The following is a 25852-nucleotide window of genomic DNA, read 5'->3' on the forward strand; positions in this document are numbered from 1 at the left end:
GCGTTTGAAGCCTGGGTCACTGCGCTGTTTTAGAATGAAGCCACCTTATCCATGATAATCCATGATACTTTTTTTCGACTTCAAGATGCAAAGCGCGTGAGAGGATGGGGTTTATTGATTCTTCCTCCCTTGGAATGTTAACTTAGTAGTATCGATATGCGTGTGTCTGTATTCCGACTTTACGCCGGCGGTTGAGGCCGGTTTGAAGGGCGGTTTGGCGGACACTTTATTACCAAAGGAGGAACCAATGGCAAGGGGACGTGTAAAATGGTTTAGCCGTGAGAAGGGATATGGCTTCATTTCTCAAGAGGACGGGGAGGATGTTTTCGTCCATCACAGCGGTCTTAGCGGGGAGGGGTACCAAAATCTCGATGAAGGGGAAGAAGTCGAGTTCGACATTACTCAGGGGGTGAAGGGCCTGCAAGCGACAAACGTCCGGCGGATCTCAAAAGCCGCCTGAGCTGCTCGGGCTTTCTTAAAGAACGGCGGAGCATCGCGCGGGGCTTCGGTCCTGTTCGGAGCGCGGGGATGTCACCTTCATCTCCGGCGACGATCAGGGCCGCGCCCGCGCCAACGGCCGGCCGAGATTCAGAGCCGTCGGATCGATCGGTCTAAGACTCTTCTTCTCCGATCTGTTCGGCGCCGGTGGTAATCCACTTCTTCCCGCCGCTTTCGACGTAGTAGATCGGTGTTTCGTTGCGGAGCATGTCGGCGAGATAGACGGCGTCTTCTTTCGGGGGAAACCAGTTTACATTTTTCCAATTCCCGCCGACTTGATAGTGAAAGATCACCCAAGGGCGGTTCTGATCCAGATCATATCTGAGCACGTAGTTTTCGATCGTGTAGACGGCCATGGTGCCTCCTTCTCTTCCGTGAGCGATTTGAGGACGAAACGCCTCTGCGCGGTGCAGAGGGCCGGTACGGTTTTGATGTTTTTTGTCGAGGGATTTTGATCTTCGAAATTCGGACTTACTTTTTGGATCGTATCTCATTTGAACGGGACGAATCAATTGAAAAAATCTGATTTATCGACCGTTAGCCGTTAGATCTTGCCGCTTCTGCAGCCGCATGCCCGGCAAGTGTGGCGACGAAAGTTTTTAAGCTGGTCAACTCGGAAAGTTCGGTGTACTCTCCGCTATTGACCGCGGAACGGGGTGACAAAAGCACGGAGGCCGTCGTATAGAGCTGTTCCTGTACAAGCTTCCGACAAAGGATATTGTACCGATCAGCATACGACGCATTGCTGAACTCCGGAAATACCGAAAAGTGCGGCGACTTGTCCCGGACTGGGGTCCGGGAAGCAGCGCAATCCTCAACCAGCATGAGCCAGCCGATGAACGGACGCGGGCTCTCTCCAAAGGCCCCTTCACGATAGGCGGTCCGGAGGTCGACGGCGGTTCCGATTGCTTCTTCTGTCCGGTTGTTGAAATTGTTTCCGAACGACGGTCCCACTTGGCTCTTCAACTCCATCGCCGCCACAAGCCGCCCGTGGTTCATCACGAGCATGTCCCACAGCTTGGTCGGGCGGAAATAACCGGGAAGAGTGAGAAGTTGCCGCTGCAAGCAGATTTCCGCATCCACCAGGCCATTGCGCCGCACAATCTCCTTCATTAAAGCCAAGAAGCCGTCCATGTTCTTCCCGGCGGTCACGCCGGCCCGTTCACCCTGATCTGCTTTACCGCTCTCGATTTGCTTCCGGCGCGCGGCCTCTCGGTTGCCCCAGAATGCTTTGACAGCTTCTTTCGCCTGGATCTGGTAATCGGCTAAGTCAATGCTCACGAGCGATCCTTATTGACCGCACCTTCCATGGCGGCTTGCTCTCGGGGGGTGAGCCGGTACACGTTCATCGCAGCGCGATTGCATGCCTCAACATCCCTTGTATTGGCCGCGTCCACAAGCGCTTTGCGGATTGCTTCCGGGATCTCGTTCCATCGGGGGAGTCTGATCCGGCGCAAGTACTGGGCCTGGAATCTTAAATAGCCTCCGCGCATCTGGGTCGAGTAAAGCGACACGAACAGTTTGGCAATACCGGAGCGGAGCACTGCCTGAAGGGCCTTCAAGTCCCATTCCTCTGTTGTAATGAAGTAGAGGTTATGATGTGGGTAGAGGCGGCCGTCTTCATATACGATGTGGGCTTTGCCTTTGATATCCGGAATCAGGAGCTTGGGGCGGTGCGTCAGGTCTGGATAGATGCGGTCGATGGTCCGATACCAGCTCTTGGGGTTTTTCTTTGCACAGTTGCGGTTTCGGATCGCTTCGGCGTGCAGTTTGAAGTGCCGTGCAAGCTTGGGATAGTCTGCAAGATGAACCAGGCGGCCCTCTTCTTCGAACGGGTTGATGACGCCGAGACCCCGCCATTGCACGGTTCCATCCTCGATATCCTTCGTCATGACCAGAGGCAACTTCCGGCTCGGCTCCACGTCGAGGCTTTCGAACGGCCCGATGAAGACCGCATCGGCCCCCGTCGCGACGCCGATTCCGACCTTGCACCCGGCCTCCTCAAGGGTGGGGAATTCCGCTTCCAGGCGGCGGATCACCGCCAGTTGGTCAAGCGACTGGAGGATCCAAGGGGCTTGATCTTGAGCGACTACCATCGTCTCCAACACGCCGCTTCCCTTGGGGAGGGTATCGGCCTGCATCGCTTGGGCGAGCTTTGAAAGGGCTGCCGAGTTAATTTGGGGAGGGTGAGCAATCCGGGTCGGTCCCGGTTTCTCCCGCTTGATGATCGTGATAGCCGGATACGCGCTTACCTCGGAATCGAAGGCGGGGGTATCGACCATGTCGATGTAGTAGGCTAAATGATAATCGTCGGCCACCATCGCTCGAAGCGGCCCGCCATATTTATTTTTCATCCACCGGTCCGCGCAGATGAAGCCGAGCGATCCTCCCGGTTCGAGGCCGGTCAAACACCGCTCAATAAAAGGGACGTACAAATCGGCCCGGTCGTAGATCGTATCGTAGCGGCTCCGGTACTCCGCCAGCAGTGCATCGGGGATCAACTCCTGGCGCACATAGGGAGGGTTTCCGACGGCATGCGTGAAGGAGTGGGGAAGATCAACCAGGAGGAAGTCGCCTTCGATGAACCACGTTGTAAGGAGTTTCTGCGCGTCCGTTTCGGAAATTCCATGCGCCTGAAACAGATCGCGGAGTTTGGCGCGAGTGTTTTCCATGCTGGCGCGGTGGACCTCGACGGCCCGGATCGCGTCCGAGAGATCTTCCACAATTCTGGCGCGGTCCGAAGCCTGATTTGTATAGGCGATCAACAGCCGCTCCACAACGACCAGAAGAAAGCTTCCATCCCCAAACGAAGGTTCGAGGAGCCGGAACCGGTGTAAGGGTCGATCGATCGTGTACCCGGACAGATCGAGGATAAACTCAACGACAACGCGCTTCGTGAAGACCGCGCCGCGCTCTTCGACGCTGCTTTGCGCAAGCCGGTTGACGGCCTCTGAAAAATCGAGGATCGGCAAGGAGAGTTGTTTTGCTTTGTTGGGGCGGATGTTCATTTTTGCTTTCGACGGTGAGCAGCCATGCGGATCGTCGGAAAAGCGGTCACTTCAACCGATTGAGCCATGGTATAGCATGCTGGGGGGCTTGAGATCAATCCCCCTTGCTGCGATCAATTTCATTACCGTGTTGATATTGGATTCATTGAGGAGTTATGGAGTAATTGTAGCTGCCTGAATGACAAGGTAAAGACTTGACCCCCCGCGCTTTCTATTCTATACGGCCACTTAAATTCGAACCTTTTGCCTAACTCGGCTTTTTCGGCACAAAAAGACGCGGTGACCTTTCCGGGCTCACTTCAGCCAATCTGCTAACCTCTTTCTTAAGTTCTATATTTTCAGGATAGCGTTTTAGCCCCGCTTGTAAGACGTCGAATGGCTTAATATCATCTTCCATGGCTTTATGACAGCGAGCCAACATAATATATATATTCGGCAATAAATTAGAACTCAGCGGAGAAGGCTTAATACACTTGATTAATAACGGTATAGCTTTATCCCATTCCTGGGCTTCATAGTGTTTTGATCCTAAAGCATAGTTGGTGTCGAAATCATCAGGATCAAACTCTAATATTCTGGCACGAATCGTTATTGCTTCAGCGGCATTATCAGTTCGGTCATAATAGAGCGCCAGTTCTGAAAGTGCTTGTAGACAGGTTGGGTTCTTGGCCAAGACATTTTCGCAAACTTCTTTAACCTTATATTCCTCCTTCATCATAAAATAGACCATACATAAATTATTTAGTGCTAATGAACATCCATTTTTATCAACTAATTCTTTAGATAAATTTAATGCTTTTTGAAGATACTCTATATTTCTACTCTGGTTAAACATGGCTAAGTACATTGCGGCTAGGTTAGTTTCAGTCATCTCGTCATTGCGCCCCAGCTTTACTGCTTCTTCAAGCTCGGAGGTAGCTTTATCAAATTGCTCTAATTTATGATAAATGAGTGCTAGATTATAATGAGGATCCTGTCTACTTGGAACAAGCGAAATGCTCCTTAAGAGATGTCGTTGGGCTTCGGAGATGTTCCCTAAAGCAGCCTCGACAGCGCCTAAGTTGCCTAAAATATTCCCAATGTCATTTATGATGTATCGTTCATCGATTTTAAGTACCTTCAAAACCTGCAAACAATCGCTAATCCACTTTCTTGCAGTTTCCAGATATCTTTTTTCTTGTTCAGACCCGTAAACCTCACGTGTAGACAGTTCGAAAAAAACGTTGCACAACCCCGTATATGCAGGGAGGAATTGCGGGTGAGCCTCGTGTAAATTAGAGAAGACAGTTTCAGCTTCAAGTAGCTTCTCAAGTTCCGCAAGTGTGCGGCCTAAATTGAATCGAGCTTCCCAATGTGTCTCATCATTCTCGATCGCACGTCTGAAGCTTGTTTCTGCACCTGTTAAGTTCTTCTCAGAAACACATATTAGCCCCTCAAGGTTATAATAATTTGACGCACCTTTTTTATCTGGAGAAAATGAAGATAGTATTTCACGAGCCCTATTAATTTCACCCGCGGCGTAATAATGTACGCCAATATTAGTTTTTATAACTGCGTTATCTGGCAAATATTCTGCAGCCCTATTTAGATAATCTAATGCCTCAGGAGAAGATTTATTTCCTCCATATGATTCAATTTGAGCTAGAGTATTATAAAATCGTCCGAGGACCTTTAATTCAGCTATTCTATGGACAACTTCTTTTATCTCAAATGCCGCCTCTCTCGCCTCATTAAATTGATATCTAGAAATCAGTAAATCGCATCTCTTAAGAACCTCTTCACATCTCTTTCGTTCACTTAAAGTTAATTTATCTTTTAAATCTATATCGCTAATAAATGAATCAATTTTTTGTAATGACGCTTGAAATATTGGGAACATTTCAAGAATTTTTCTTGTGGACTTATGTGTCTCCTGCACCATAATTCCAATTTCTTCCTGCCGAACAAAAAGTCTTTTCGTTAGAGCATTATGGTCTTTCTCTTTTAATAAATGGGTAAGGTTAGAAAGGAAACACTGTACAAACTCAAGTGCATAAGTCTTTAGCTGAGGCATATTTTCACTTAACTTATTACTAATCGCCTGCGCCACCCTCGCTTCCTCAATATCCCATTTGCCTTGGTATGTGGACTCAATTGCAGTATCTAACTCGGTAGAACCCAGAGAAGGAAGCATCTCTATAAAGTTCTGACTTCCCCAAATATCTTCAAAACCATTGCCGTATTTTTGTTTCAACTGTTCAGCAGTTGTCTTAGCTGCACTTGTTACAATTGGGTTATATCGATCGCGAACAGCCTTTAATATTGCATCGCCAATATTGGTGGCACAATATGATATGACTATTTCACCGAGCATAGCGCGACCTCCTATGTTTCATTCACTACCAACCGAAATACTACAGAAGAAAAAAAGGCTTTAAGATACGAATTACTATTACAATCAGCGCATTACTCTCCTTCTTCCAGCACCCCACCCGTCTTCGCCAAATCCTCCATCTTAATCTTCCCCGGATTAAACTTCGTCAACGCCTTGTTCATCCGCTCCAGCGTTTCATTGAATGAAAGCGGCTCCGCGTCCTTGGGCCGGAATCGGATCGGGTTGATTCTTGCGACGACGAAGCTACGAAGGCAAGGGCTGGTCAGTCCGCGGGTTTACACCTTTATCCGTCCCTGAACCCGCGTAACTTCCTGGCCTTATCTCCTCATCATAAACCCGTATGGAATGGAACGGCCTCATCATAACCAAGCCGGAATTAAAAGGGAAGCATTATCCGTTCAAACACTATTTTTATAGAGAGAGTCCGCTCAACTCGGGGCGATATTCTCACCGTCTGTTGCTTTTTGTTTAAAGGCGAGCATTCTTTTTTGTTGACAGATCGGAAGGCGGCATGATATTTAGGAGTCCTAACTAAATGGCAGTGCCATCTCAGACAAAGACTCGGAGCAGTATGCAGCACGACGAATCGTTTCCCATCGAAGAGCGGCTTCTCTTCGGCCTGGAGCAGGTGGTCCAGGCGGTTGGGTTTTTATTGGAGCGCCGCAGCCGGGATTCGGCGATCAGCCCGCTGCAGCTTCGGATCCTCCTGACCCTGCTGAAGACGGGGGCGAAGCACACCGTCGGTGGAACGGCCGAGGAGCTGTCGGTAACCCCCGCGACGGTCAGCGACGCGGTCGCCTCGCTTGTCAAAAAGGGACTGCTCGCCAAGAAACGGGGAACCGAAGACGGACGGGTGGCCCATCTCGCCCTCAGCGCGCGGGGAAAGCGGCTGGCCGTGTCGCAGACCGTTCCCGACGAGTTGATCGACTTGATTCGGACCCTCTCCAAAGGGGAGCAGGAGTCGCTCCTCCTCGTCCTGATCAAATTAATCCGGGGATTTCAGGAGCGGGGGATGATTCCGATCGCGCGGATGTGCACCAATTGCCGCTTCTTTTCCCCGAACGCCTATCCGGATTCGAAGAAGCCGCACCACTGCGGATTTGTGGAGGCCCCTTTCGGCGATCGCGAGCTGCGGATCGAATGCCCCGACTACGCGGCGCCGGCCGGTCTGAATGTGCTGAAAGATTAAATTGAACATGGGGAAGGTTACGGCGGAATGAAACATACAAACAAAGGAGCAGTGCATGACACGTTTGAAAAAAGCCGCCGCCATCGGCGCCGCGGGCGTTTTGATCGGCTGGATGATCCTGCCGGGCGGGACGTCGGCCGCCACCGTGAAAGTTCACCTCACGGCCGAGGAGAAGACCCTTCCGATTTCCGCCGAGGAAACCTATGAAGCCTGGACCTACAACGGAAAAGTCCCCGGCCCCGTGGTTCGCGTGAAGCAGGGGGACCAGGTCGAGTTTACGCTGGAGAACAAAGGGGCCCGGCCCCATTCGATCGACTTCCACGCGGCCCGGATCAATCCCGGCGTCGCCTACCGGAGCATCGGGGTCGGAGAGACGAATTCGTTTACCTGGAAGGCTGAATATCCCGGTCTCTTCGCCTACCACTGCGGGACCTCGCCGATGATCCAGCATGTCGCGAACGGCATGTTCGGGGTGGTCATCGTCGATCCGCAAAAGCCGATGCGGCCGGCGAGAGAATATGTCCTCGTTCAGAGCGAGTTCTACCCCGACGTCCCCGCCATGATGGAAAAACGGCGAAAGCATGTCGTCTTCAACGGCCGGGCCAATCAATATATCGAAAAGCCGTTGACCGCCAAGCCGGGCGAGCTGGTTCGGCTTTACATCGTGAACATCGGGCCGAACAATTTCTCGGCGATCCATGTGATCGGGGGAATTTTCGACGCGGTTTATGAAAGCGGAAATCCGGCGAACGCGGTCCGCGGGGTCCAGACCTGGACCATTCCGCCGGCCGGCGGCGCCATCTTCGAATTGACCTTCCCGGAAGAGGGGAGCTACCCGATCGTCACCCACTCCCTTTCCGACGCGCTGAGCGGCGCCATCGGCGTGATCAACGTCTCCAAGGATGCCGACGGCAAGACGGAGCTGGTGCCGTAACCTTCCCCAACTTGCAGTCGGCTTGGGCGGCCCCGTATTCCATCGCGGGGCCGCCGATCACCTTTCAAAACGATTCCGTTTTCCTCTTTTCATCAGACGACGGGATTGACAGAACCCCCTCCTTCATGGAAAAATCAACCGCCCGTGGAATCCGGACGTCATCCACCCGCTCGGGGATCGCCGGAATCATTGTGATCATAAAAGAGGAATACTACAAATGCTTCTCATTTTACACCCCCATATCGACGAGAACAGCGCCGCTTTCCAACAGACCTGGGCCTACCTGGCCGCTCTTCCGAACATTCGCGTCCAGAAACATATCGTTCAAGGAAAGGCGCAGCGGCTCACGGAGATCTATCTGATCGGAGACACCGCCAAAATCGACCGGGAGCTGATCGAAGCCCTCCCGGCGGTGGAGCGGGTCGTCCGGATCTCGGAGGAGTACCGCATCCTGGGAAGGCATAAAGACGAGCGCCGCGCCATCGGGTTCGAATACAACGGCATCCAGTTCGACCAGGACCGTCTCCACATCTTCGCCGGGCTTTGCGCCGTCGACACGAAGGAGAACGTCGAGGCGATGTTGAAGGCGCTCTCCGCGCAGGGCCAGCGCTGCACGCGGATGGGGGCCTACAAGCCGCGGACCAATCCCTACTCCTTCCAGGGGCACGGCAAGGGGTGTCTGCCGTATACCTTCGAGCTGGCGGGGAAATACGGGATTAAGGTGATTGCGATGGAGGTGACGCATGAAGACCATGTCGAGCAGATCGACACCTGTTTGGAGCAGACCGGCCGGCCGACGGGGGTGATGCTGCAGATCGGCACCCGCAACACGCAGAACTTCGAGCTCCTCAAGGCGATCGGCCGGCAGGCGAAATACCCGGTGCTGATCAAGCGGGGCTACGGCATTCCGCTGACCGAGTCGCTGAACGCCGCCGAGTATCTGGCGAGCGAAGGGAACGCGAATGTGATCTTTTGCCTTCGCGGAATGCACAGCTCGTTCGCCGCGCCGCATCGAAACCTGGTCGACTTCGCCCAGATCCCGGTGGTGAAGCGCCTCACCCGGATGCCGGTCGGAATCGACCCCTCCCACTCGATCGGCGGCCGCGACCGCTCCCCCGACGGACTGCTCGATCTCTTCCACGCAACGGCGCAAGGGGTGATCGCGGGAGCCAACCTGATTCTGGTCGATTTCCATCCGGAGCCGCTCAAGGCGCTGGTCGACGGCCCGCAGGCGCTCCGTTTGGAGGAGCTGCCGCATTTCCTGGAAGATGTGCAGATCGCGCGCGAGGCGTACGAGAAGCGCCGCCGCCTTGCAAAAACCGCAATGACAATTTAGCGAATCGTTTTCCCTCCAGCCGAGCCGCATTCCCCTTTTCAAATCTCACCCGGTCTCTTGATCGGCGGAAAGTCACCCCTCCAGCAAAAACGTCACCGGCCCGTCATTATGAAGCGAGACGACCATGTGCGCGCCGAACCGGCCGGTCTCTACGGTGAGGCCGGAGGCGGCGAGGCGGTCGACAAAGGTGCGGTAGAGGGCTTCGGCGAGATCGGGGGGCGCGGCGGTGGAGAAGCCGGGGCGGGTTCCTTTGGCGACGTCGGCGACCAGGGTGAATTGCGAGACGACGAGGAAAGCGCCTTTGATCTCTTGGATGGAGCGGTTCATCCGGCCTTCCTCATCCTCAAAGATCCGGTAGGCGAGCAGCCGCTCCGCGAGACGAACGGCTTGCGCGGCGGTGTCTTCCTTCGCGACGCCGAGGAGGACGACCAGGCCGGGACCGATCCGGCCGATCACCTCTTGATCGACAGCGACCTGGGCTTCGATGACCCGTTGGATGAGAATTCGCATCGATGAAGTCGATTCGGATGAACTGCAGAGAAGCGATCGAAAAGGCTTCCCCTTAGTCCCTCATTTTCGAGACGCTCCCGGCGTCGTCGGAAGCGGGCTGAAACTGATTCTCCATCGCCCCCTCGTCGAGGGTCAGGAGGAACTCGGCCAGGTTTTCCGCCGCGCCGAAGGTCAACCGCTCTTTAAAGTTCTTCGGCATGGCGTCGTCGAAGCCGGGAACGATGAACCCGCTTGGGTTCAGGATCGACTCGATCACATATTGCTTCGGCGTCGTCGCCCGGACCTTCCCCTCGCTTAAGGCGCGTTGATATTCCGGAGATTGAATCCGCTTCTCGGCGGTCGTCTTGAGGGTCAACACGGGACCGATCGTTCCGACCTGCGCGATCCGGACCGTCGGGATTTTGTGACAGACATAACACGCCAGCTTCTCGATGATCACATCGGGCGGCTCTTTGGAGAGACCGACCTTCGAAAGGTCCTGCGGAACGGCGACCGACAGCGGCTTTTTGTCGGCTCCTTCGGGGAGGGTTAATTGCCTTCCGAAATAGTTCTCCCAGTCCTCTTTGGCCGTCACCTTCGAAAGATCCCCCTGCGCCTCGACCGCCTGCAGGTAGGCGACGACCGCCGCCATCTCATAGTCGCTCAGCCCGAGATCCGGGCGTGGAATGAGCGGCATCATGCTGACGGTGTCGTTCGAGTCATGAATGCCGAGTCCCTCCACTACATAACAGCTGGGGCAATAAATCGACTCGATGACATATTCGCCCGCGGTTTTCGCATGGGGCCGGATTCCCGTTTTCGGCTCCCCGGCCTCGGTGTGCCGCCGGGCAAACGCCTGGTAGCGCTCTTCTTTGATTCGCTCGCCGGCGCGCGCCATCACCCCGATCAACGGCGGGAAGCGATTCGGCGGCTGTTCCGGCAGAATCTTGTGGCAGGAGGGGCACTGGCCCGGGCCGACCGGCAGGCCCTGATCCGAATCGAGGCGGGGATTGTTGTTCCCGAAGAGAACCCGCTCTCCCAGATCGACCAATCTTTCCGGAGAAAAGGGATCGGCGTTCTCGGCCCGCTTGGCGAGCGGAGCGGACGCCGCGGTGGGCGAGGGAGCGGCCGGTCTCTTCCGAGCCTCCCCCGATCTGAACTCGCGCACCAGCATTAAAACCAAAAGGAGCAATGCGCCCAAAACCAGGTGTAAGAGGGGACTGCTTAATTTCGATTTCTTTTTCATTCGCTATCTATTCCTTCTTAAATCGACGGGTGGAGAAACGGTGTGGCGGGTTTTTTTCATCTCAGGTGATGGATATTGCCTAGATGTTCCACGGTTGGCGGTCGTCATGAAACGGGAGAATATCAGAAGGAAGGGGATGTTTCAAGAGCCGGCTTGTTGAAAGGATCAAGCGAATGATCGCCCTCAGCGGGGCACGCTTGGTCCGATTTGGAGGGTGGCGCCGACGGTGAAGAGCCGGTCCATTCCGGCCTCTCGGGTCGGGTCATAGGTCCGCCCGGCATTCACCGAGAAATCGAGCCAGCGCCAGCGGTAGCCGAGCGCCGCCCCCGCTTCGTAGCCGATTTTCTCTTTGCCGCTGCCGAGGGCGAGCGCCGGACCGCCGGAAAAGGAGAGGTAGCCCCCGCCCGGCTTGCTCGGATCGAATCGAAGGCCGCCGAGTAACGAGACGAGCATGGTCGTTCCGGCCGGAGCCGCTCCGGTTTCTCCCGTCGCTTCACCGATCAGGCCGACGCCGATCCCGAGAGAGGGGTGAACAAAGCTGAGGACCGGCCCCCGTTTTTCCAGACCGAGATAGAGGCGCGCGTACGAGGCGGAGGTTCCTTCCTCCGGAAATGCTTTTCCGCCCGACACGCTCAACACCGGTACGAAGCCCGCATCGTAGGTGCATTTGGCCGCATCTCCGCTGCCGAAGCCGAAACACGATTTCTCGCACCCGGCGGCGAGCGGGCCATGCCCGAACGGGGCCCACTCGGTCAGATGGATCACTTCGTGAAGGATGGTCGATTCGAGCGGACCGCAGATCGCGTTCATCGCATCCGGGTAGAGATTGACGGTGGAGCTGAAGAAGCGATTCGCCCGGCCGCACGGGTTGCCCGTTCCCTGGTTGCATTTGATTGTCAGGCCGTTGAATTCATCGAGGATGTTTTCTTTCAACGACTTGGTTTTCACGCAGTTGCTCGTGTGAACTTGGTTGAAGGCGGCTTGGGCCGCCGCTTCGACGATCGCCTTGTTGTAAGGGGCGGTGTTGCACCCGGATGATGTGGTGACCGAATAACGGGGCGCCGGCGCGGCGGCGCCTCCCCCTCCCGCTTGCCGTTGAAGCGCCGAGGCGGCCCCCCCCTGCTGGACCACATGGGTCAGCTCGTGCGCCAGCAGCTTTTTTCCTTGAGAAGTGTGCGGCGCATATTCCCCTTCGGCGAAGACGACATCCCGCCCGACGGTGTAGGCGAGCGCATCGACCGCGCGGGCCGACGTGACCGCTTGCCGGTCGGTGTGGACTCGCACCGGGCTTAAGTCGTAGCCGAACCGCGGCTCGAAGAAGGCGCGGGTCCCTGAATCGAGCGGGTGGCCCGGCGCGCGGAGAGCTTCGTGGACGATGGGGGGAACGGTGCTTTGGGTGGCGTCGGCCGTCTCGGCCCGTTGGGTTTGCAGATCCGCCTGTCCGGCCTGTTTCGTCCGGCAGGGGGCGCATTCGCCGCCGCAGGAACAGGGAGCGGCTTTCTTCGGCTCCGGCATGCGCATCACTTGCGCTGCGACCCGATCGGCCTCCTGTTCGTGTCGGTCTCCCGGGGGGGCGACGTTCAGTTTCGTCTGCAGGCGTTGTGCGGCTTGGTTTCCGAGGGTGCGTTGTAACTCGAGCAGGGAATGAGGATGTTGAGACGGATGATGCGATCGGAGGTCGTTGGAGGTTCGCCGTGGAGGTTGCTTCTGTTTCTGTGTGAAGATGCGCATCGCCTTCCTCTGATCCTGAGATATTTTCGCCTGCCGGCAGGGGGAATGTCAAAGTAAAGATTCATTCGCCTCTTGATGACATGTCAAAGCGGCAGGTGCATCTCGGAAAGTGCTGCCAGGAGGTCTTGTTCTTGGATTGCTTTCGTCTTTGCGAGAGGAAAATCGTAGGTCCGCCCTGAAGCGGTCAGCTCAAGCCACCACCATTCTCCCCCCATTGTCGTTGTGAAAAGCAAGTAAAAGCCGACGGCGCTGAAACCAAGGACGGCAATGAGGAGCATTCCGGCCATCCGTCCTTGGCTGCCGATGACCATCGGATTCTGGGTGTCGACCAAGCGGGGAATGAAGTAATAGCCGAAAGTCCCGAAGGAGAGGATCAGGATCAACGCCAGTGCGAGTCCTAAAGCCGGGTATTTGACGCGTGATTTTTGATGCAGGCGAACCGAGGTAATTTCGTTGAGTCGAAATTTTTCTTTGAAACCGTTCTCACGCAGAATAATCAATTGTGTTTTCGTAGAGGTCAGTCGGCCGATTTTTCGAATAACCTCTTCTTCGGTAGAGGGAGACACTTCTTTTTCAGGATATTTTACGAATGACCAGGGATTATACATTTAATGTTTCCGCATACTTTCTGTCTTCCGGCAATTTACACATAGAGTCTCGCAGGCCTTAAAAGCCCTCCACCCTTGAAACCAGCCGTGCAGATGCCGGTTGCAGAGAAGCCGCCGGCATCGGCTGCAGATCCCGCCGTCTGCAGTGTCGAATCGCCCGCGGCATTGGTCGCATTCCATCAGGGTGAATGAGCTCGAGCCCGACCTGTTCTTCATGTGAGGGTGAGTGCCTGTGGCGGTTTACGCGGGCGGGTCGGACTGGAGGTGGTTTGCCGTGGATTCCGTTTCGGGAGAGAGAGTCGCATCGCCTTTCTCGCGGTTTCGGCTATTTTCGCTCCTCGGCATGCATTTGTCAAAGGAAAGATAGAAATCGGGGGGCCTTCCGATCGTTTTAGGGCGGGGTCTTGTTTGCTTGGAGGCCGGCGGAGAAGTCTCATCCGGGTTAGAACTGAAGACTTCCCTGAAAGACGAGTCGATTCGTATCTTCGACGCCTGATTCGCTCCGGATCCGTTTCTGTATTCCGCCGGTGACGTTGAGGTGAGAAGTGACATAGCGGAGCGCGGCCGTCAGGCCGGTGTAGTCTCCTTCGAGCAGGGTGTCGTTGTTTTGGGTGGTGTTTACCTCTAAGAGGAGCTGCAGCTGTTTTGATTCGGTCAGGGGGAAGAGGGCGCCGAAGTCGATCAGCGTGTGTCTTTCCTCGTATGATTTTCCGAAATCGGAGATCATGATTCCGGCGTCGAAATAAAAGCCGACGAGGATGCTATGGGGTTTTCCGAGTTCGGCCTCCGCAGACGAAACGAGCAGCGCCTTCAATCCCCACGATCCGAACTGCCGCAGCTCGTCCTTGCCGGTCGGCTTAAAATAAGTGAAGGAAAGTCCGGCCGCGGGGAGGTTGTCTTTTTTGTTCTCGTCAATGAAACGCCACTTCAGGGAAACATCGACGTCCTGGAGGGTCCGTTCCTCCATTCCGACGACATTCACGAACAGATAATCCGCGCGGGCCGACAACTCCAGGCGGTCGAGAAGGCCGACGGTGACCGTGGGCATCAATTCGTTTAACGTGAGGTCCGGGCGGTCGCTCTGCTCGTTGGCGAGGCTGAACCCTATTTCAATTTGTCCCGGCGCCAACGTATCGGCCGATTGGGTGAAAAGGAGCCCGCTCGGTCCGAATACCGTGGGAGAGGTTTTTACAAACTCGGTGTGATGATCCGCCCAGGCAGTCGTGGATGAAAGATAAAATGCAAGGAGCGACAGGAACAAAAAAAAGCGACGCATAGGTCCCCTCTCAACGCGGTTGATATCACCGATCATCATCCTGATGAGGAGTATATCCAAGGGTCCGAAAACGGTCAAGGAAGCGCGGCTCTTATTATCCCATCTTGGTGTGGGGCATGTCGAAGGATCCGCGTCGACGCGATTCATGAGCGACGTTTCTCTCCGGTGATGCGACTATGGCGCTTTCAGCAGCGGGGGGAGGGTCGGGCGAGGCGGCGGGGTCTGTTTTGCGAAGGGATCGGACCGGCGGAGTCGATATAATGCTTGGAGCGGTTCGGAGAGCCAGACGGGGCGGACCTGCTCCGAGGGAACATCGACCTCCCACCACCATCCCCGCAGGACGCCGCTTCGTTCGTCTTCCAGGGTCGCCATCGTATAACTGGCGAGATAGACCCCGTCTCTCCATTCGGTATACCAGCCGTAGACGCAGAGGGTCTTTCCCGGCTTCCAGCATTCATCCCGTTCCCGATAGACGGTCGTCTCCGGGGGAAAGTCGCGTGTCGCTTCGTCGAGCATCGCTTGATAATCGGCCCGGATCAAATCGAGCGCCACGAACGAGGAAGGGGTCAGAACGCCGGTCGGGAAGATAAAAGTGAGAGCGATGCCGATTACCAGAATTCCCATGAGGAGCAGGATGAGCGGGGGAAGAAGCCGTTTCGGCCAGGAGGATGATTTGCGTTTTTCTTCCGGCTGCATGTTTTGAGAAATGATCAAGGATGATACATTTAGTTTTTCTGAACACCTTCCGTCTTCCGGCAATTCACACAAAGAGTCTCGCCGGCCTTAAAAGCCCTCCACCCCTGAAACCAACCGTGCAGATGACGATTGCAAAGAAGCCGCCGGCATCGGCTGCAGATGCCGCCGGCGGCCGTGTCGAACCGCCTGCGGCATTCGTCGCACTCCATCAGGGTGAATGAGCTCGATCCCGACCTGTTCTTCATGTGAGGGTGGGTGCCTGTGAAGGAGCAATAATCAACAATGCGCCTGGAGCGGCCGCTCCGGTGTCGGATAGGATCTTACGCTTTTGTAATGCGGTTTACAATTATTTCCGTAAACGTCATACGAGGACGATCAAGGCAATCGAATGGTCCCGGTTCGGTTTTATGCGGCGGCCTTCTTCCGGGCCGCCTCCCCGAGAAAATTCACCAGGCCGCGGTTGACTTCTTCCGCGTGGGTCCAATTGATGCCGTGCGGTCCTCCTTCCACTGCGATCAGCCTGCTTCCTTTGACAATCTCACGTATGCGCTTTCCGGTGGCGGGGAAGGGGCAGATCCGGTCGGCATCGCCGTGGATCACCAGCGTCGGGATGTCGATCCGTTTCAGGTCTTTTCGGAAGTCGGTCGACGAAAACGCAGTAACGCAATCGAGCGTCGCTTTGGGAGAGGCCTCCGCGGCGACGATCCAGTTGAGGTGGACCGCCTCGTCGCTTACCTTTTTCCCCTTCAAGAGATCGACGTTATAGAAATCGGAGAGGAATTTGGAGAGAAGCGCCGGCCGGTCGGCAACGATCGCTTTTTTGATCCCTTCGAAGACGCCGCCGTCGATCCCATCCGGATTGTCGGTGGTCATGAGCATATAGGGTGGAACGGCCGCCATGAAGACCGCTTTGCTCACCCGTTCGGATCCGTGGACGCCGAGATAGCGGGCCACCTCGCCTCCCCCCATGGAGAAGCCGACCAACGCGATGTCGCGCAGGTCGAGCTTTGTGATCAGCTTGTGCAGGTCCTCGGCCATCGTGTCGTAATCGTAGCCGAACGTCGGCTGACTCGACTTTCCGAAGCCCCGGCGGTCATACGTGATGACCCGGCAGGCCGCATCGAGCAGGGCCGGCACCTGCTTCTCCCAGGAGGCGCCGCTCAGCGGCCAGCCATGAACCAGCACCACCGGCCTGCCCGAACCGTGGTCTTCGTAATAGAGATCGATGTTGCCCGAGTTTTCCCTGTCGACGGTGATGTACGGCATCTGAATTCTCCTATGCGTGTCGGTTTGTATGCGCGTTGATGAGGATTGGTCACATTGATGAAGAAGGTTCTCTATGCGGCGCGGGCCGCGGGGCTTGCCTGCGCCCGGATCGCCCAATCGAGGGCGTGATCGGCAACCTCTTCCCAGCCCCGTTCTCCGATGATGTAGTGGTCTCTCCCCGGAAATTCTTTAAACTCGGTGATGGAGGGGGACGTTTTGTAGCGCTCGTAATTCGCCCGGTTCAGCGCCGCAGGCATGAGGTGGTCCTTCTCGCCGGCGATCATCAGCAGGGGGGCGCGCGCCCGCTTGAAATCGACGCGGGCGGCGCTTGAGAGGCCGCCGCGGGCGAGCCGGCGCGACTCGGGGACGACCTGCGCGTCATACGCCGCGCGCTGCTCCGCCGGCGGCAAGGTATTCACGAAGGTATATTGAAATTGTTCGAAGGTCATGTAGTACGGCTTCGACACGGGGATCAATGGATTGAGCACCGGCCAGAGAGAGCGGAGGAAGGACCACTTCAAGGTGAGCACCCCTTGCGGCGGGACCGAATCGATGGCGACGCCCGCCACCCCCAGATCCCGCTGCAACATCAGCTGCGTCAGCAGCCCGCCGAACGAGTGGCCTATGATGATCGGTTTTTCCGGGAGGGAGCGAATGACCCGGACGTGATGGTCGATCACCTCACCGATCGTGAGCTGCTGCAGGATGGGATCGGATGGGTTTTGCTTGAGGAGCTCCACTGGCTTGTCTCTTCCCGGATAGGCAATCTGGACGGTTTTATACCCGCGGGCCTGGTATCGCGCGGCCCATCCATTCCAGCAGTGTCGGGTGACGAAGTTCCCATGGATCAGCACAATGGTTTTGCTCGGCATTTCTTTTTCTCCATTTGTTCTTTCCGGGTGTCGGGGACGCTGTAGGGGCGTATTGCAATACGCCCCTACAACCCCTACAAATAGATGGGTCGCCTGAATGCTGATCTTACCCCTCCGTGAGGGATTTCTTCTGTAAGGCGGATAACGCTGTTTCCGATTCAGAATAAAAAAGCAAGGTGCGGGGGTCGCCGTTGACAGTCGGAAAAAAGATCGTTATTGTCACCTTGCCGAGAGATCGAGATGCAGCCGGAAAAGCCGGAGAGACCCTAAAGAGAAAGGAGAGAGACCCTTATGCCAAACGAAAAGAAAATCTCTTTGGTTCGGGTGCTGATCGCCCTTGCCTGGGCCGACGGCGAGATCAGCCACGACGAGCTCAATTTTCTGAAGGATTTTATGTTCAAGTTCGATTTGACCGGGGACGAATGGGCCAAGATCGAGATGTATATGGAAGACCCGGTCACCCAGGAGGAGGCGGAGTTGCTGATTCACGATTTCGTTCAGCACCTCGGCGGCGCCCGGGAGCGCCAGCAGGTGATCGAGGCGCTTCAAAAGATGACGGCGGCGGACGGCGTGACCACCCCCGAGGAGAAGGCTTTCCTGGAGCGGTTTTCCGGAATCATCAATGAAGCGGGGCCGGCTCCCGCCTTGTTCGGGCGCATCCGGGGGCTTTTCCAGGAGACGGTCTTCAAACCGGCGCGCCGCTCGAAGCGGAGCGAGGAGCTGCATGAGTTTCTCAACAACCGGGTTTTGTTTAAAGTGCGGCGGAAGCTGGAGCGGGATAAGCTCTCGATCGAGGCCGATCCGGAGGCGCTGACCTATGCGTCGCTCTTCGGCGGGCTGCTCGCTTACGTGGCGTCGCTCCACCAGCCGCTCACCGAGACCCAAATGGCCGTTTTAAAAAAACATCTGAAAGAGATCGCCGGATTCGACAATGAAGGGACGGCGGTGATCGAGTCGGTCATCCGGGAGGCGGCCGGGAGCCTCGACCGGTTCCGGCTGACCCGGGAATTTTACGAGAAGAGCGCCCCGGCGCAGCGCTTTCAGCTGATCGAGTGTCTTTTCGACATCGCCGGGGTCGATACCGATCTGACCCATTCCGAGGTGGAGGAGGTCCGGGCGATCGCATACGGATTGAGGCTGACCCATTCGGACTTCATCAACGCCAAGGTGAAACATCTGCGGGAGAGCGAAAAAAAGACCAATTAGGAATGACGAATGAGGAATCAAAATAAAAAAGCGTTGTGAGAAGGATTGTAAATGAAGGAAGAAAATTTGAACGAGGAATCAGATCCCATTTCCCCTTCCCGCCGCTCGTTCATCCAAATGGCCGGGGCGCTGCTTCCGATCTTCCTCGCCAACCCGTTCAACCTCTTTCGCTCGCTCACCTCCCCGGACGGGGAACTGCGGCCGGTCCCGCGTCCCAAACCGAACCGGTTCGTTCAGGACGGAAAGGCGTTGGTCGGCGTGGTTGGGGGGGAGAATATCGACCGGATGGTCCGGGAGGCGGTCGATCTGATCGGCGGAATAGACCGGCTCGATCTGAAAGGGAAGACCGTTCTGGTGAAACCGAACGTCGTCTCGCACAACCCGCCGCCGGCGACGACGAACCCGGAGGTCGTCCGGAGCGTGGTGAAGCTCCTTTACGAGGGGGGGGCCGGCAAGGTGATCGTCGGCGATATGTCGGGGGTGATCCGGCTGCCGACCCGGAAGAACCTGAAAGAGACCGGGATCGAGGCGGCGGCGCGGGAGGCGGGGGCGGAGGTGATCGACTTCGACGACGCCGAGTGGATCGAGGTGAAGCCGCCGCAGGCGCAGTTGAGCGGGAAGATTTATGTCGCCCGGCCGGTTTATGAGGCCGATCTTCTCGTCAACGTCCCGGTGGTGAAGACCCATCAGAGCGCGACCTACTCGATCTGCCTCAAAAACCTGGTCGGGGTGACCCACCCCCGGAACCGCCCCTACCGGGTGAATCCGGCGCGGTGGGAGGAGGTGGTGGCGGAGATGAATTTAGCGGCCCATCCCGACCTGAACATCGTCGATGCCACGACGATCATGGTCGCCGGCGGCCCGCAAGAAGGGCCGGCGGAGAAGACGAACATGATCTTCGCCAGCGGCGACCGGATCGCCGCCGACGTTGTCGGGCTCGGATTGATTAAACACTTCAACCGCTGGAAAGGGGTCGGCGAGATCAGCGTCTGGGCGCAGCGGCAGATCCGCTACGCGCAGACGATTGGGCTGGGGGTGAAGGAGGCCGCGTCGATGAAGATGATCGCGAAGCGGCTCGAAGGGGACGAGGCGGTTTTCTCGGCATTGATCGCGAAGATCGAATCGGCTCTCGCCGAGGGGCCCGGAAAGGACAAACCCCCGTCTCCTTAGGTGATCGGGTATCGCCGGCGAAGTTCCACGACCTGGGTTCCCGCCGGCTCTTCCAGGTTGAAGAGGGTGTCGTCGACGAAGGGGTTCCCGTCGGTCGAAACGGTGTTGGCGGTGACCTGGGTGATCCGCTGCAAATATCGGAGCAGGTAAAACGGGGAGTTGTTCAGACCGGTGGAGGTCTCGATGTTGTTGCGCGCATCGGCCGCGTTCAACCGCCCGCCGCTGCTGAACTGCAATCGGAGCAGCATCTTCCGCCAGAGGGACAAGCCGCGGCCGTCGATGTCGCGCGGGGTGACGGTGAAGACCCCGCCCCCGCGGTCGTCCACCGCCGCCGTCGCCTTGCCGGGCCCATAGGTCGGCTGGTAATCTTCATTCCAGAAGACGGTGAGCGTGACTTGCATGTCCTGCGCCCGGCGCTCTTCCGAGTCGGTCTGCAGCGCCTGGGGATGTTCCCTGTAATAGGCGCGGTAGAGGTAGATCGCCTGGTTCCAGACCTGGTTCATCGCCGCCGCCCCGCCCCCTGCCGGCGCGCGGACGTCGGTGAGGAGCGGCTGGCCGTTTTCGCCGAGCTCGGTCTGCATCGCGCTGAAGATCCGCGCCGCGTAAGTTCCCCGCTCGGGAAACTTCCGCGGAACCCGGTCGGGGATCAGGCCATTCAGCTCCCGGATCAGCTTCGCCTGCTCCCCCGGCCCGGCCCCCTCCGGAATCATCGCCGGGAAGATGGTGAAGAGGGTCTCGGTCCGGACCCGGTGCCCGGCGAACTCGGTGGCGAGGACTTTCAGCCCTTCGCTGTCGAGCGAAAGCCGGCGGTTTCCGCGGGCGGCGTCCTCCCACCGCCAGTCGATATTCGCCGGCGGCTCCTTGAAGATGATCGTCGCGGTGGCGGCCTGGTTGCAATGGCCCGACCAGTCCCCTTCGGTGTCGTGGTGGGCGTTGGCCGGGTTCGATTCCCACCCGAAGGCGCTGTTCGCCGCCGTCGGGTCGCGCCCCGCCCAGACGTCGAACGCCCAGAGGGGGGAGAAGACGTCGCGGTCGGCTCGGGGCTGGAGGGAGGTGGTGTTTGCGCCGGTGCCGGTCGGCCAGAAGTAAAAGGTCCAGGGGATGAGCGGCGCCGCATTGTACGCCGGCTCTTCCCGGGCGTAGGCCTCCTCGACAAGCCGGACCGACACCCGCGCCGGTCCCGCCCCGCCGCCGACCACCCGCGCATAGTGCCAGCCGGCCCCCTTCGCGCCGAGGACGAAATCAAAGGCGCCCCCTTGCTGGACGGCGGCCCCCGCCGGGTCCGTTCCGAAGTAGTCGACGGTCCCCCGGTTCGTCGTCATCCCCAGCCAGCTCCAGAAACCGGAGCCTTGGTTCCGGGCCCCCCCCTTCGTTTCGGGGAGGTAGAAGATCACCCAGGTCCGGTCGACCGTGTTCGGACCGGGGACCGAATCCTCGTCGGGATATCCCACCTTGACCCGGACGACCTGATCGACATAAACGTCGACCGTTTGGTCGGCCCCGTTGATCTGCCCGGCGATATATTCCTGATCGTTCCAGGGCCAGTAGCGGAGCGGGGTTCCCTGTGTGCAGGGCTGGCATCGGCATTCGACGTAGAGGCCGTTGTTCGGGGCGGGAGCGGTGACGCGGATCCGGTGGCGGCCGTCGCCTGCTTTCACTTTCCAATCGGTCAGCCCCTGCGCGTTGGTCTGGACCGCCGGCGCGTTGTCGATCACCACGTTCGCCCCGCCGATCGGGTGTCCGTGGTTCTGGTGGAACCGGACGCGGACCCGGAACCGCTGCTGCTGTTGTTGGCAGGGGGCCCGGTGCGGCGGCGCGCCGTTCATCTGCTGCGCGGCGTCGGGGAGTCTTCGCCGGGCAGGCGGGGGCGCCGGCCGATTCCGCGCCTGAGGGGGAATTCCCCCTTGCGGGGGGGCGGGTCGGGCGGCCGGCTGGTTTTGTGTTTTTGGAAAACACATCGATCGCTTCCTTATAATTCCGAAATTTCCGAAAATTCCAATGACCGGTTTAAATGATCCATCGCCGCCCGATAGAGGCGGTCTGCTTTTTCATCCTCTCCGGAGAGGGTCGCGTCGTTGAGGATCGTTTCGGCCCAGGGAAACTGCGGGTCTCTGTCGAAGCCGCTCCCGATAAGAAACATGTGAAGCAGGGTGACCTTTCGGCCTCTCTCCCCGGTGATTCCATATTTCGAGGCCGATTCGGCGCCGGCGGCGATCAACTTTTCGAGAAGGTCGTTTCCGAGATGCGCGGCCTTCCTCGGATGGATCTCCCGGAACAGTCCGATCATTCCCGGCGTGAAATCGGGTCCGACCCGCTCCGCCGCGCCGTCGGGATCGAGCCTTCTTACCCGGAGGAGAACCTTGAGGTGCTCTTCCTCGTTTTCGCCGACCGTCCGGTCCAGATAATCCATCGCGGCGTCATACAGCGCCTGGACTTTCGTGTAGCCGTCCGGAAAGTTGTTCCGATTCAGGATCGGGCCGGCCCAAGGGAACTGAAGGTCGGCATCGAAGAAGCTCCCGAGCATGAACATGACGCTCAGGTAAAGAAAGACGTCCCGTTCGGAGAGCAAGCCGTACCCGGCGGCGTTCTCCAGCCCCAGTGCGACGGTTTTGCGAAGCGGGACGTCGCCGAGAATCTCGCACTGGCCGGGGAAATGGTCGCGCAGATGCGCGGCGAGCGGATCGATCAAACCGGGCCGCATCGATGCGCTCAAAACGTCCATCTGCTCTTTGCGAATCGTCAACATCGCTTTCTCCGTAATTATCCTGGGAGAAGGGGGGTTCTTTCTGTTTTCAGCGCCCCCTGATCGCGCGAGAAGCGAAGCAGGCCGGAACCGTTCTCGTCCTCAACAAGGTAATGCTCGACCGGCCCGAAGAGGGTTTCCAATTCCGCCGCGTTGCAGGTGGGGAGATAAGTCCGGAGGACCCGCGGATCGTAGTAGCGGAAATAGAGTCTTCGCCCGGCGGGATCTTTGACGATCAGGAACCGGCGGAAATGGCGGTAGAGCTCGTCTAATCGGGCCCGGGTGGCGAGAAGAATCCCCCAGTGATCGCCCCACCGCCGGAAGAGCCAATCGGCGAAGGCGCTCTTCGGTTGAATCTCCACCAGGTAGGGGGCGACCCGGACCAGCGCGTCGGGGACATCCCGATAAAGACAGGCGATCAGGCAGTCGGCCCCCATCACCGCCGGGAAGATGCTGTCGTGGCGGGCCGCATCCAGCAGGGCGAAGATCCGCTCATGCCGGCCCGGCGCGACCGTTTTCCAGAGCCGGTCCACCTTCTCTTCAGACGATATTCCGAGCATCGAAATCTTTCTCCGGGAGGGTCACCCCTGTCAGGCCGATCGCGTCTTCGCGCACTCTTCGCAAAACGGCGCGCCCGACTGCGCGGCCGACTTCAGGGTCGCGGCCTGCGCCGCGGCATCCACCGACGCGAACACCGCTTCCTCGATCGGAGGAGGGGCGGCGACCGGTTTGATCGGCTCCGGCGGGGCGGGCCGCGCGGCCGATCCCTTCGGCTGCGGCGGCTCCGGTTTCGGAATGGACGGCTGCGCCGCGCCCCCCTTGAGGGGGGCGCTCCCTTTGTGCAGAACGACTTTGACCTGTCGGTCGGAGATGCTCCGCGCCAGGAGCTGGAGCACCTGATGATCGCTCATTCTTTTCAGGCCGGCCTGATCGGAATGGTACGCGACGAACCGGCGCAACAAGGCCATGCTGCCGGGGTCGCTTTTGCATTTTCGAAGAAAAAGAAGGGCTAGGTCGGGGCTGCCGAAGTTCATCACGCTGTCCGACGCGCTGCAGTCCTGCCGCCGGCGCAGCTCGATCATCCGTTGCCCGTCGTGGAGGAGGGTCTTCATCGGCGGACCCCGGTTTTCAGGAGGGCCGGTTTATGTTCGAGCGCTGAAGGGAGATCGGTATTGGAAAAGCGGTTGTCCATCCTTGGATGACGCCTCTCACAACTGGAAGTGTTTCAGTAATCGAGATGAAATTTGTTTGTTCGGTATCCCGTTCAGGAAAAGGACCGAGCGGTCCGATGAGATCCCGTTCCGGCTCAAAGAAGTCGCGTTAACTTAGACCACTCTTCTTTCTTTGTCAAGGGAGGATTTTTCATTTCCCGCGTCGTCTGTAGGGGCGTATGGCCATACGCCCCTACGACAGGGGAGAACGCGCGATCAAGGTTGCCGCTTGCTTAAGACGTTCATCAGCAGGGGAATGGTGGTGGCCGCGCCGACCAGGAGGAGGGTCCATCCGATCGCCTTCCGCTGGTTCAGGTTGAATCGATCGGCGAGCAACAAGGCCGCCCCCGCGCCGATGAGGGCGCGTGTTCCGCTGATCAGTCCGATCTCCGGAAAGGTGAGATCGATTTTCGTCAAACCGCTCGTTTTCGCAAATGGGAGGATGTTTTTCATGGGGTCTCCTTGCCTGAGAAATTCTCTTATGATCCTACTGTTCCTTTTCTGCCTACTTTAAGCCCCCCATCATTTGGACAACAAGGGTCTGGCTTACATTTCAGGAAATGGGGTTTCGCCCCGCGCCCCAAACAAAGGGGAGGCCGGTTATTAGCGGTCGCGCGCTTTTTCGTAGGTTTCCAAGAACTTTTCCACCGACACACTCGCGACGATTTCGCCGATCACTTCCAGCGGCAGGTTCTCGATCCGCATGAAGCGGATGCACGACTTTCCCATGTCGAGGTTTTTTCGGGAGAGTTTATAGGCGGCCCGCAGCTTCGCCCCCAGCTTGGCGTCCTGAAAGATGTTGGTCAGGTAGAGGGAGTAGTACCCTTTCTGCGCCGCGATGCCGGCATAGAGAAGGGGCTGTCCGTTGTAGGTTTTGGGATAACGCTCCAGCGGAACCTGATAAGCAATCATTCCCCAGTTCATCACTTCTTCATAACCCTCGGGAAGCGCTTCCAGGATGACGCTTTTGACTTTCATTACAATCGCCCGGCGGTCCGCCGGAAGTTCACTGAGATATTCTTCTATCGTTTTTGCCTGACTTGAAACCATTCTTGCCCACTCCTATCAAATTCTCATTGAGGGTGATTCCATTTCCATCGACGCAACGCCCCGACCCTCGGCAGGGGCGATGAGCTTTCTTTGCCGTTGTCGTCGCTGTCATTTATTGTCCTAACCCTTATCGTTGCACCGCTTCTTGTCTGATTTTTAATAACTTCTGCCAGAAGAGGTGCTCGGTCTCCAGGAGACGGCCGATGTACCGCTCGTTTCGCGCCACCTTAAGGTGAAGCTCCGGCCGCCCCGGCAGATAGCAGTAGAAGTCGATCGATTCAAGGGGGATGACGGCGAGGATGTGCTGCAATTGGCCATAGTAGTAACCGGGGACATCCCCCGTGGCCGCCACCTTGCGATAGACGCTCTCTCCGCATTTGATCTCCACCACCGCCGTTCCGTTCGCCGCCACGCCGTCGACGCTGGCCCGCAGCCACTCCTCTTTCACGCTTTGCAGGCAGGCCGGCATGAAGGCGACCCCCACCTTGGTCTCATAGCGTTTTCTCGCCTCCGGCTCCAGCGCGTTCCCTCTCGCCATCGCCGCATTGGGGATGGAAGTTTCCACGCTGCATTTTTCCTGCAGCAGGTCGTCGGCGCTCTTCCAGGGATTCTCCCCCATGATCGTCGGTGCATCGGAGGCCCCGATTCCCTGGCGGCGCCATTCCAGCCACTCCGGGGTCCCTTGTTGAAGGTGGATGGTCACATACGGCATGCAGCGGCTCCTCTAAAAACAAAATGGGTGAGAGTACGTTTGGGCTGATGGCTCGGCCACTGCCCTTCATTGTACTCTTACCCACCCTTTTTTCCTATGACTACTTTCTAAAGCGGCTTCTTTCTTAGGTAGTTGCCTTTCTTTGCAGAAGAATGTCATCCTTTGTTTGCCCTTGACCGTTCGCTCCCGGAATCTCGGGAGAAGAGGCGATGTGCCACTCACCATCTTGCTCGACGA

At 57.5% G+C, this 25852-nt stretch carries 25 protein-coding genes; 6 read left to right on the forward strand and 19 right to left on the reverse strand.

Annotated features, from left to right (window positions below; all coding sequences use genetic code 11):
- Window positions 1-247: 247 nt before the first annotated feature.
- Entirely contained in the window at window positions 248-460 is a 213-nt protein-coding gene (locus MNODULE_RS07635; RefSeq protein ID WP_168058836.1) for a cold-shock protein, read from the forward strand.
- Window positions 461-611: 151 nt separating this feature from the next.
- On the opposite strand, the gene MNODULE_RS07640 is transcribed toward MNODULE_RS07635, so the two are convergent.
- The 4 genes from MNODULE_RS07640 to MNODULE_RS07655 all read right to left on the reverse strand — a co-directional run bounded on the left by MNODULE_RS07640 (window position 612) and on the right by MNODULE_RS07655 (window position 5859).
- The gene (locus MNODULE_RS07640; protein ID WP_168058837.1) at window positions 612-854 is read right to left on the reverse strand and encodes a hypothetical protein; all 243 of its coding nucleotides are present in this window, start codon (window positions 852-854) and stop codon (window positions 612-614) included.
- A gap of 181 nt (window positions 855-1035) precedes the next feature.
- A complete protein-coding gene (locus MNODULE_RS07645) occupies window positions 1036-1779 on the reverse strand; it encodes a PaeR7I family type II restriction endonuclease (protein ID WP_168058838.1) in 744 nt (247 codons plus the stop codon).
- On the reverse strand, window positions 1776-3506 hold the full coding sequence (locus MNODULE_RS07650; protein ID WP_168058839.1) for an Eco57I restriction-modification methylase domain-containing protein: 1731 nt from the start codon (window positions 3504-3506) through the stop codon (window positions 1776-1778). Before MNODULE_RS07650 ends, MNODULE_RS07645 begins: the two co-directional genes overlap by 4 nt.
- Before the next feature lie 247 nt (window positions 3507-3753).
- Window positions 3754-5859: a tetratricopeptide repeat protein gene (locus MNODULE_RS07655; RefSeq protein WP_168058840.1), complete on the reverse strand. Its 2106-nt coding sequence runs from the start codon at window positions 5857-5859 to the stop codon at window positions 3754-3756.
- Window positions 5860-6451: 592 nt separating this feature from the next.
- Between MNODULE_RS07655 and MNODULE_RS07660 the strand changes: the two genes are divergently transcribed.
- The 3 genes from MNODULE_RS07660 (at window position 6452) to MNODULE_RS07670 (ending at window position 9339) form a co-directional block, all read left to right on the forward strand.
- Window positions 6452-7069: a MarR family winged helix-turn-helix transcriptional regulator gene (locus MNODULE_RS07660; RefSeq protein WP_238339239.1), complete on the forward strand. Its 618-nt coding sequence runs from the start codon at window positions 6452-6454 to the stop codon at window positions 7067-7069.
- Between the two features lie 55 nt (window positions 7070-7124).
- The gene (locus tag MNODULE_RS07665; RefSeq protein ID WP_202882137.1) at window positions 7125-8003 is read left to right on the forward strand and encodes a multicopper oxidase domain-containing protein; all 879 of its coding nucleotides are present in this window, start codon (window positions 7125-7127) and stop codon (window positions 8001-8003) included.
- Between the two features lie 217 nt (window positions 8004-8220).
- Entirely contained in the window at window positions 8221-9339 is a 1119-nt protein-coding gene (locus tag MNODULE_RS07670; RefSeq protein ID WP_168058842.1) for a 3-deoxy-7-phosphoheptulonate synthase, read from the forward strand.
- A 72-nt stretch (window positions 9340-9411) separates the two neighbouring features.
- Here the strand turns inward: MNODULE_RS07670 and dtd are convergent, their stop codons facing one another.
- The 8 genes from dtd to MNODULE_RS07710 all read right to left on the reverse strand — a co-directional run bounded on the left by dtd (window position 9412) and on the right by MNODULE_RS07710 (window position 17523).
- The gene (dtd, locus tag MNODULE_RS07675) at window positions 9412-9849 is read right to left on the reverse strand and encodes a D-aminoacyl-tRNA deacylase (RefSeq protein ID WP_168058843.1); all 438 of its coding nucleotides are present in this window, start codon (window positions 9847-9849) and stop codon (window positions 9412-9414) included.
- 52 nt (window positions 9850-9901) lie between these two features.
- Window positions 9902-11074 (reverse strand): hypothetical protein, encoded by a 1173-nt coding sequence (locus tag MNODULE_RS07680; protein ID WP_168058844.1) that lies wholly within the window; start codon window positions 11072-11074, stop codon window positions 9902-9904.
- A 183-nt stretch (window positions 11075-11257) separates the two neighbouring features.
- Entirely contained in the window at window positions 11258-12805 is a 1548-nt protein-coding gene (locus MNODULE_RS07685) for an eCIS core domain-containing protein (protein WP_202882138.1), read from the reverse strand.
- Between the two features lie 83 nt (window positions 12806-12888).
- Window positions 12889-13413 (reverse strand): hypothetical protein, encoded by a 525-nt coding sequence (locus tag MNODULE_RS07690; protein WP_168058845.1) that lies wholly within the window; start codon window positions 13411-13413, stop codon window positions 12889-12891.
- A 442-nt stretch (window positions 13414-13855) separates the two neighbouring features.
- Window positions 13856-14689: a hypothetical protein gene (locus tag MNODULE_RS07695; RefSeq protein ID WP_168058846.1), complete on the reverse strand. Its 834-nt coding sequence runs from the start codon at window positions 14687-14689 to the stop codon at window positions 13856-13858.
- Between the two features lie 174 nt (window positions 14690-14863).
- Entirely contained in the window at window positions 14864-15385 is a 522-nt protein-coding gene (locus MNODULE_RS07700; RefSeq protein WP_168058847.1) for a hypothetical protein, read from the reverse strand.
- A 405-nt stretch (window positions 15386-15790) separates the two neighbouring features.
- On the reverse strand, window positions 15791-16651 hold the full coding sequence (locus MNODULE_RS07705; RefSeq protein WP_168058848.1) for an alpha/beta fold hydrolase: 861 nt from the start codon (window positions 16649-16651) through the stop codon (window positions 15791-15793).
- Window positions 16652-16722: 71 nt separating this feature from the next.
- Complete coding sequence (locus tag MNODULE_RS07710; protein ID WP_168058849.1) at window positions 16723-17523, reverse strand: alpha/beta hydrolase; 801 nt, start codon at window positions 17521-17523, stop codon at window positions 16723-16725.
- Between the two features lie 291 nt (window positions 17524-17814).
- Here MNODULE_RS07710 and MNODULE_RS07715 point away from each other — a divergent pair, with 291 nt between their 5' ends.
- Together MNODULE_RS07715 and MNODULE_RS07720 are read left to right on the forward strand one after the other, a co-directional pair.
- Complete coding sequence (locus MNODULE_RS07715) at window positions 17815-18729, forward strand: tellurite resistance TerB family protein (RefSeq protein WP_168058850.1); 915 nt, start codon at window positions 17815-17817, stop codon at window positions 18727-18729.
- A 51-nt stretch (window positions 18730-18780) separates the two neighbouring features.
- On the forward strand, window positions 18781-19899 hold the full coding sequence (locus MNODULE_RS07720) for a DUF362 domain-containing protein (protein WP_168058851.1): 1119 nt from the start codon (window positions 18781-18783) through the stop codon (window positions 19897-19899).
- Here MNODULE_RS07720 and MNODULE_RS07725 read toward each other — a convergent pair.
- The 7 genes from MNODULE_RS07725 to MNODULE_RS07755 all read right to left on the reverse strand — a co-directional run bounded on the left by MNODULE_RS07725 (window position 19896) and on the right by MNODULE_RS07755 (window position 25615).
- The gene (locus tag MNODULE_RS07725; RefSeq protein WP_168058852.1) at window positions 19896-21857 is read right to left on the reverse strand and encodes a hypothetical protein; all 1962 of its coding nucleotides are present in this window, start codon (window positions 21855-21857) and stop codon (window positions 19896-19898) included. The two genes, MNODULE_RS07720 and MNODULE_RS07725, sit on opposite strands and share 4 nt — an antisense overlap.
- 11 nt (window positions 21858-21868) lie before the next feature.
- Window positions 21869-22645, reverse strand: coding sequence for a hypothetical protein (locus MNODULE_RS07730; protein WP_168058853.1), 777 nt, complete (start codon window positions 22643-22645; stop codon window positions 21869-21871).
- Between the two features lie 14 nt (window positions 22646-22659).
- Window positions 22660-23202, reverse strand: a complete 543-nt coding sequence (locus MNODULE_RS07735; RefSeq protein WP_168058854.1) for a DUF4123 domain-containing protein — start codon at window positions 23200-23202, stop codon at window positions 22660-22662.
- Window positions 23203-23232: 30 nt separating this feature from the next.
- Window positions 23233-23754, reverse strand: coding sequence for a hypothetical protein (locus MNODULE_RS07740; protein WP_168058855.1), 522 nt, complete (start codon window positions 23752-23754; stop codon window positions 23233-23235).
- Between the two features lie 315 nt (window positions 23755-24069).
- Entirely contained in the window at window positions 24070-24306 is a 237-nt protein-coding gene (locus tag MNODULE_RS07745; RefSeq protein ID WP_202882139.1) for a hypothetical protein, read from the reverse strand.
- A 150-nt stretch (window positions 24307-24456) separates the two neighbouring features.
- Window positions 24457-24903: a DUF1801 domain-containing protein gene (locus MNODULE_RS07750; protein ID WP_168058856.1), complete on the reverse strand. Its 447-nt coding sequence runs from the start codon at window positions 24901-24903 to the stop codon at window positions 24457-24459.
- A gap of 127 nt (window positions 24904-25030) precedes the next feature.
- Window positions 25031-25615, reverse strand: a complete 585-nt coding sequence (locus MNODULE_RS07755) for a lambda-exonuclease family protein (RefSeq protein WP_168058857.1) — start codon at window positions 25613-25615, stop codon at window positions 25031-25033.
- Between the last annotated feature and the right edge of the window lie 237 nt (window positions 25616-25852).

It is taken from the genome of Candidatus Manganitrophus noduliformans (assembly GCF_012184425.1).
Taxonomy (GTDB): domain Bacteria; phylum Nitrospirota; class Nitrospiria; order SBBL01; family Manganitrophaceae; genus Manganitrophus; species Manganitrophus noduliformans.

Bases quoted from the DNA above. Each gene is read 5' to 3' on its own strand.
- MNODULE_RS07730 (WP_168058853.1), bottom strand. From the start codon at position 22,645: ATGTTGACGATTCGCAAAGAGCAGATGGACGTTTTGAGCGCATCGATG.
- MNODULE_RS07660 (WP_238339239.1), top strand. From the start codon at position 6,452: ATGCAGCACGACGAATCGTTTCCCATCGAAGAGCGGCTTCTCTTCGGC.
- MNODULE_RS07650 (WP_168058839.1), bottom strand. From the start codon at position 3,506: ATGAACATCCGCCCCAACAAAGCAAAACAACTCTCCTTGCCGATCCTC.
- MNODULE_RS07740 (WP_168058855.1), bottom strand. From the start codon at position 23,754: ATGAAGACCCTCCTCCACGACGGGCAACGGATGATCGAGCTGCGCCGG.
- MNODULE_RS07690 (WP_168058845.1), bottom strand. From the start codon at position 13,413: ATGTATAATCCCTGGTCATTCGTAAAATATCCTGAAAAAGAAGTGTCT.
- MNODULE_RS07655 (WP_168058840.1), bottom strand. From the start codon at position 5,859: ATGCTCGGTGAAATAGTCATATCATATTGTGCCACCAATATTGGCGAT.
- MNODULE_RS07640 (WP_168058837.1), bottom strand. From the start codon at position 854: ATGGCCGTCTACACGATCGAAAACTACGTGCTCAGATATGATCTGGAT.
- MNODULE_RS07680 (WP_168058844.1), bottom strand. From the start codon at position 11,074: ATGAAAAAGAAATCGAAATTAAGCAGTCCCCTCTTACACCTGGTTTTG.
- MNODULE_RS07670 (WP_168058842.1), top strand. From the start codon at position 8,221: ATGCTTCTCATTTTACACCCCCATATCGACGAGAACAGCGCCGCTTTC.
- MNODULE_RS07720 (WP_168058851.1), top strand. From the start codon at position 18,781: ATGAAGGAAGAAAATTTGAACGAGGAATCAGATCCCATTTCCCCTTCC.
- MNODULE_RS07710 (WP_168058849.1), bottom strand. From the start codon at position 17,523: ATGCCGAGCAAAACCATTGTGCTGATCCATGGGAACTTCGTCACCCGA.
- MNODULE_RS07715 (WP_168058850.1), top strand. From the start codon at position 17,815: ATGCCAAACGAAAAGAAAATCTCTTTGGTTCGGGTGCTGATCGCCCTT.
- MNODULE_RS07750 (WP_168058856.1), bottom strand. From the start codon at position 24,903: ATGGTTTCAAGTCAGGCAAAAACGATAGAAGAATATCTCAGTGAACTT.
- MNODULE_RS07745 (WP_202882139.1), bottom strand. From the start codon at position 24,306: ATGAAAAACATCCTCCCATTTGCGAAAACGAGCGGTTTGACGAAAATC.
- MNODULE_RS07665 (WP_202882137.1), top strand. From the start codon at position 7,125: ATGACACGTTTGAAAAAAGCCGCCGCCATCGGCGCCGCGGGCGTTTTG.
- dtd (WP_168058843.1), bottom strand. From the start codon at position 9,849: ATGCGAATTCTCATCCAACGGGTCATCGAAGCCCAGGTCGCTGTCGAT.
- MNODULE_RS07635 (WP_168058836.1), top strand. From the start codon at position 248: ATGGCAAGGGGACGTGTAAAATGGTTTAGCCGTGAGAAGGGATATGGC.
- MNODULE_RS07700 (WP_168058847.1), bottom strand. From the start codon at position 15,385: ATGCAGCCGGAAGAAAAACGCAAATCATCCTCCTGGCCGAAACGGCTT.
- MNODULE_RS07755 (WP_168058857.1), bottom strand. From the start codon at position 25,615: ATGCCGTATGTGACCATCCACCTTCAACAAGGGACCCCGGAGTGGCTG.
- MNODULE_RS07705 (WP_168058848.1), bottom strand. From the start codon at position 16,651: ATGCCGTACATCACCGTCGACAGGGAAAACTCGGGCAACATCGATCTC.
- MNODULE_RS07735 (WP_168058854.1), bottom strand. From the start codon at position 23,202: ATGCTCGGAATATCGTCTGAAGAGAAGGTGGACCGGCTCTGGAAAACG.
- MNODULE_RS07725 (WP_168058852.1), bottom strand. From the start codon at position 21,857: ATGTGTTTTCCAAAAACACAAAACCAGCCGGCCGCCCGACCCGCCCCC.
- MNODULE_RS07685 (WP_202882138.1), bottom strand. From the start codon at position 12,805: ATGCGCATCTTCACACAGAAACAGAAGCAACCTCCACGGCGAACCTCC.
- MNODULE_RS07695 (WP_168058846.1), bottom strand. From the start codon at position 14,689: ATGCGTCGCTTTTTTTTGTTCCTGTCGCTCCTTGCATTTTATCTTTCA.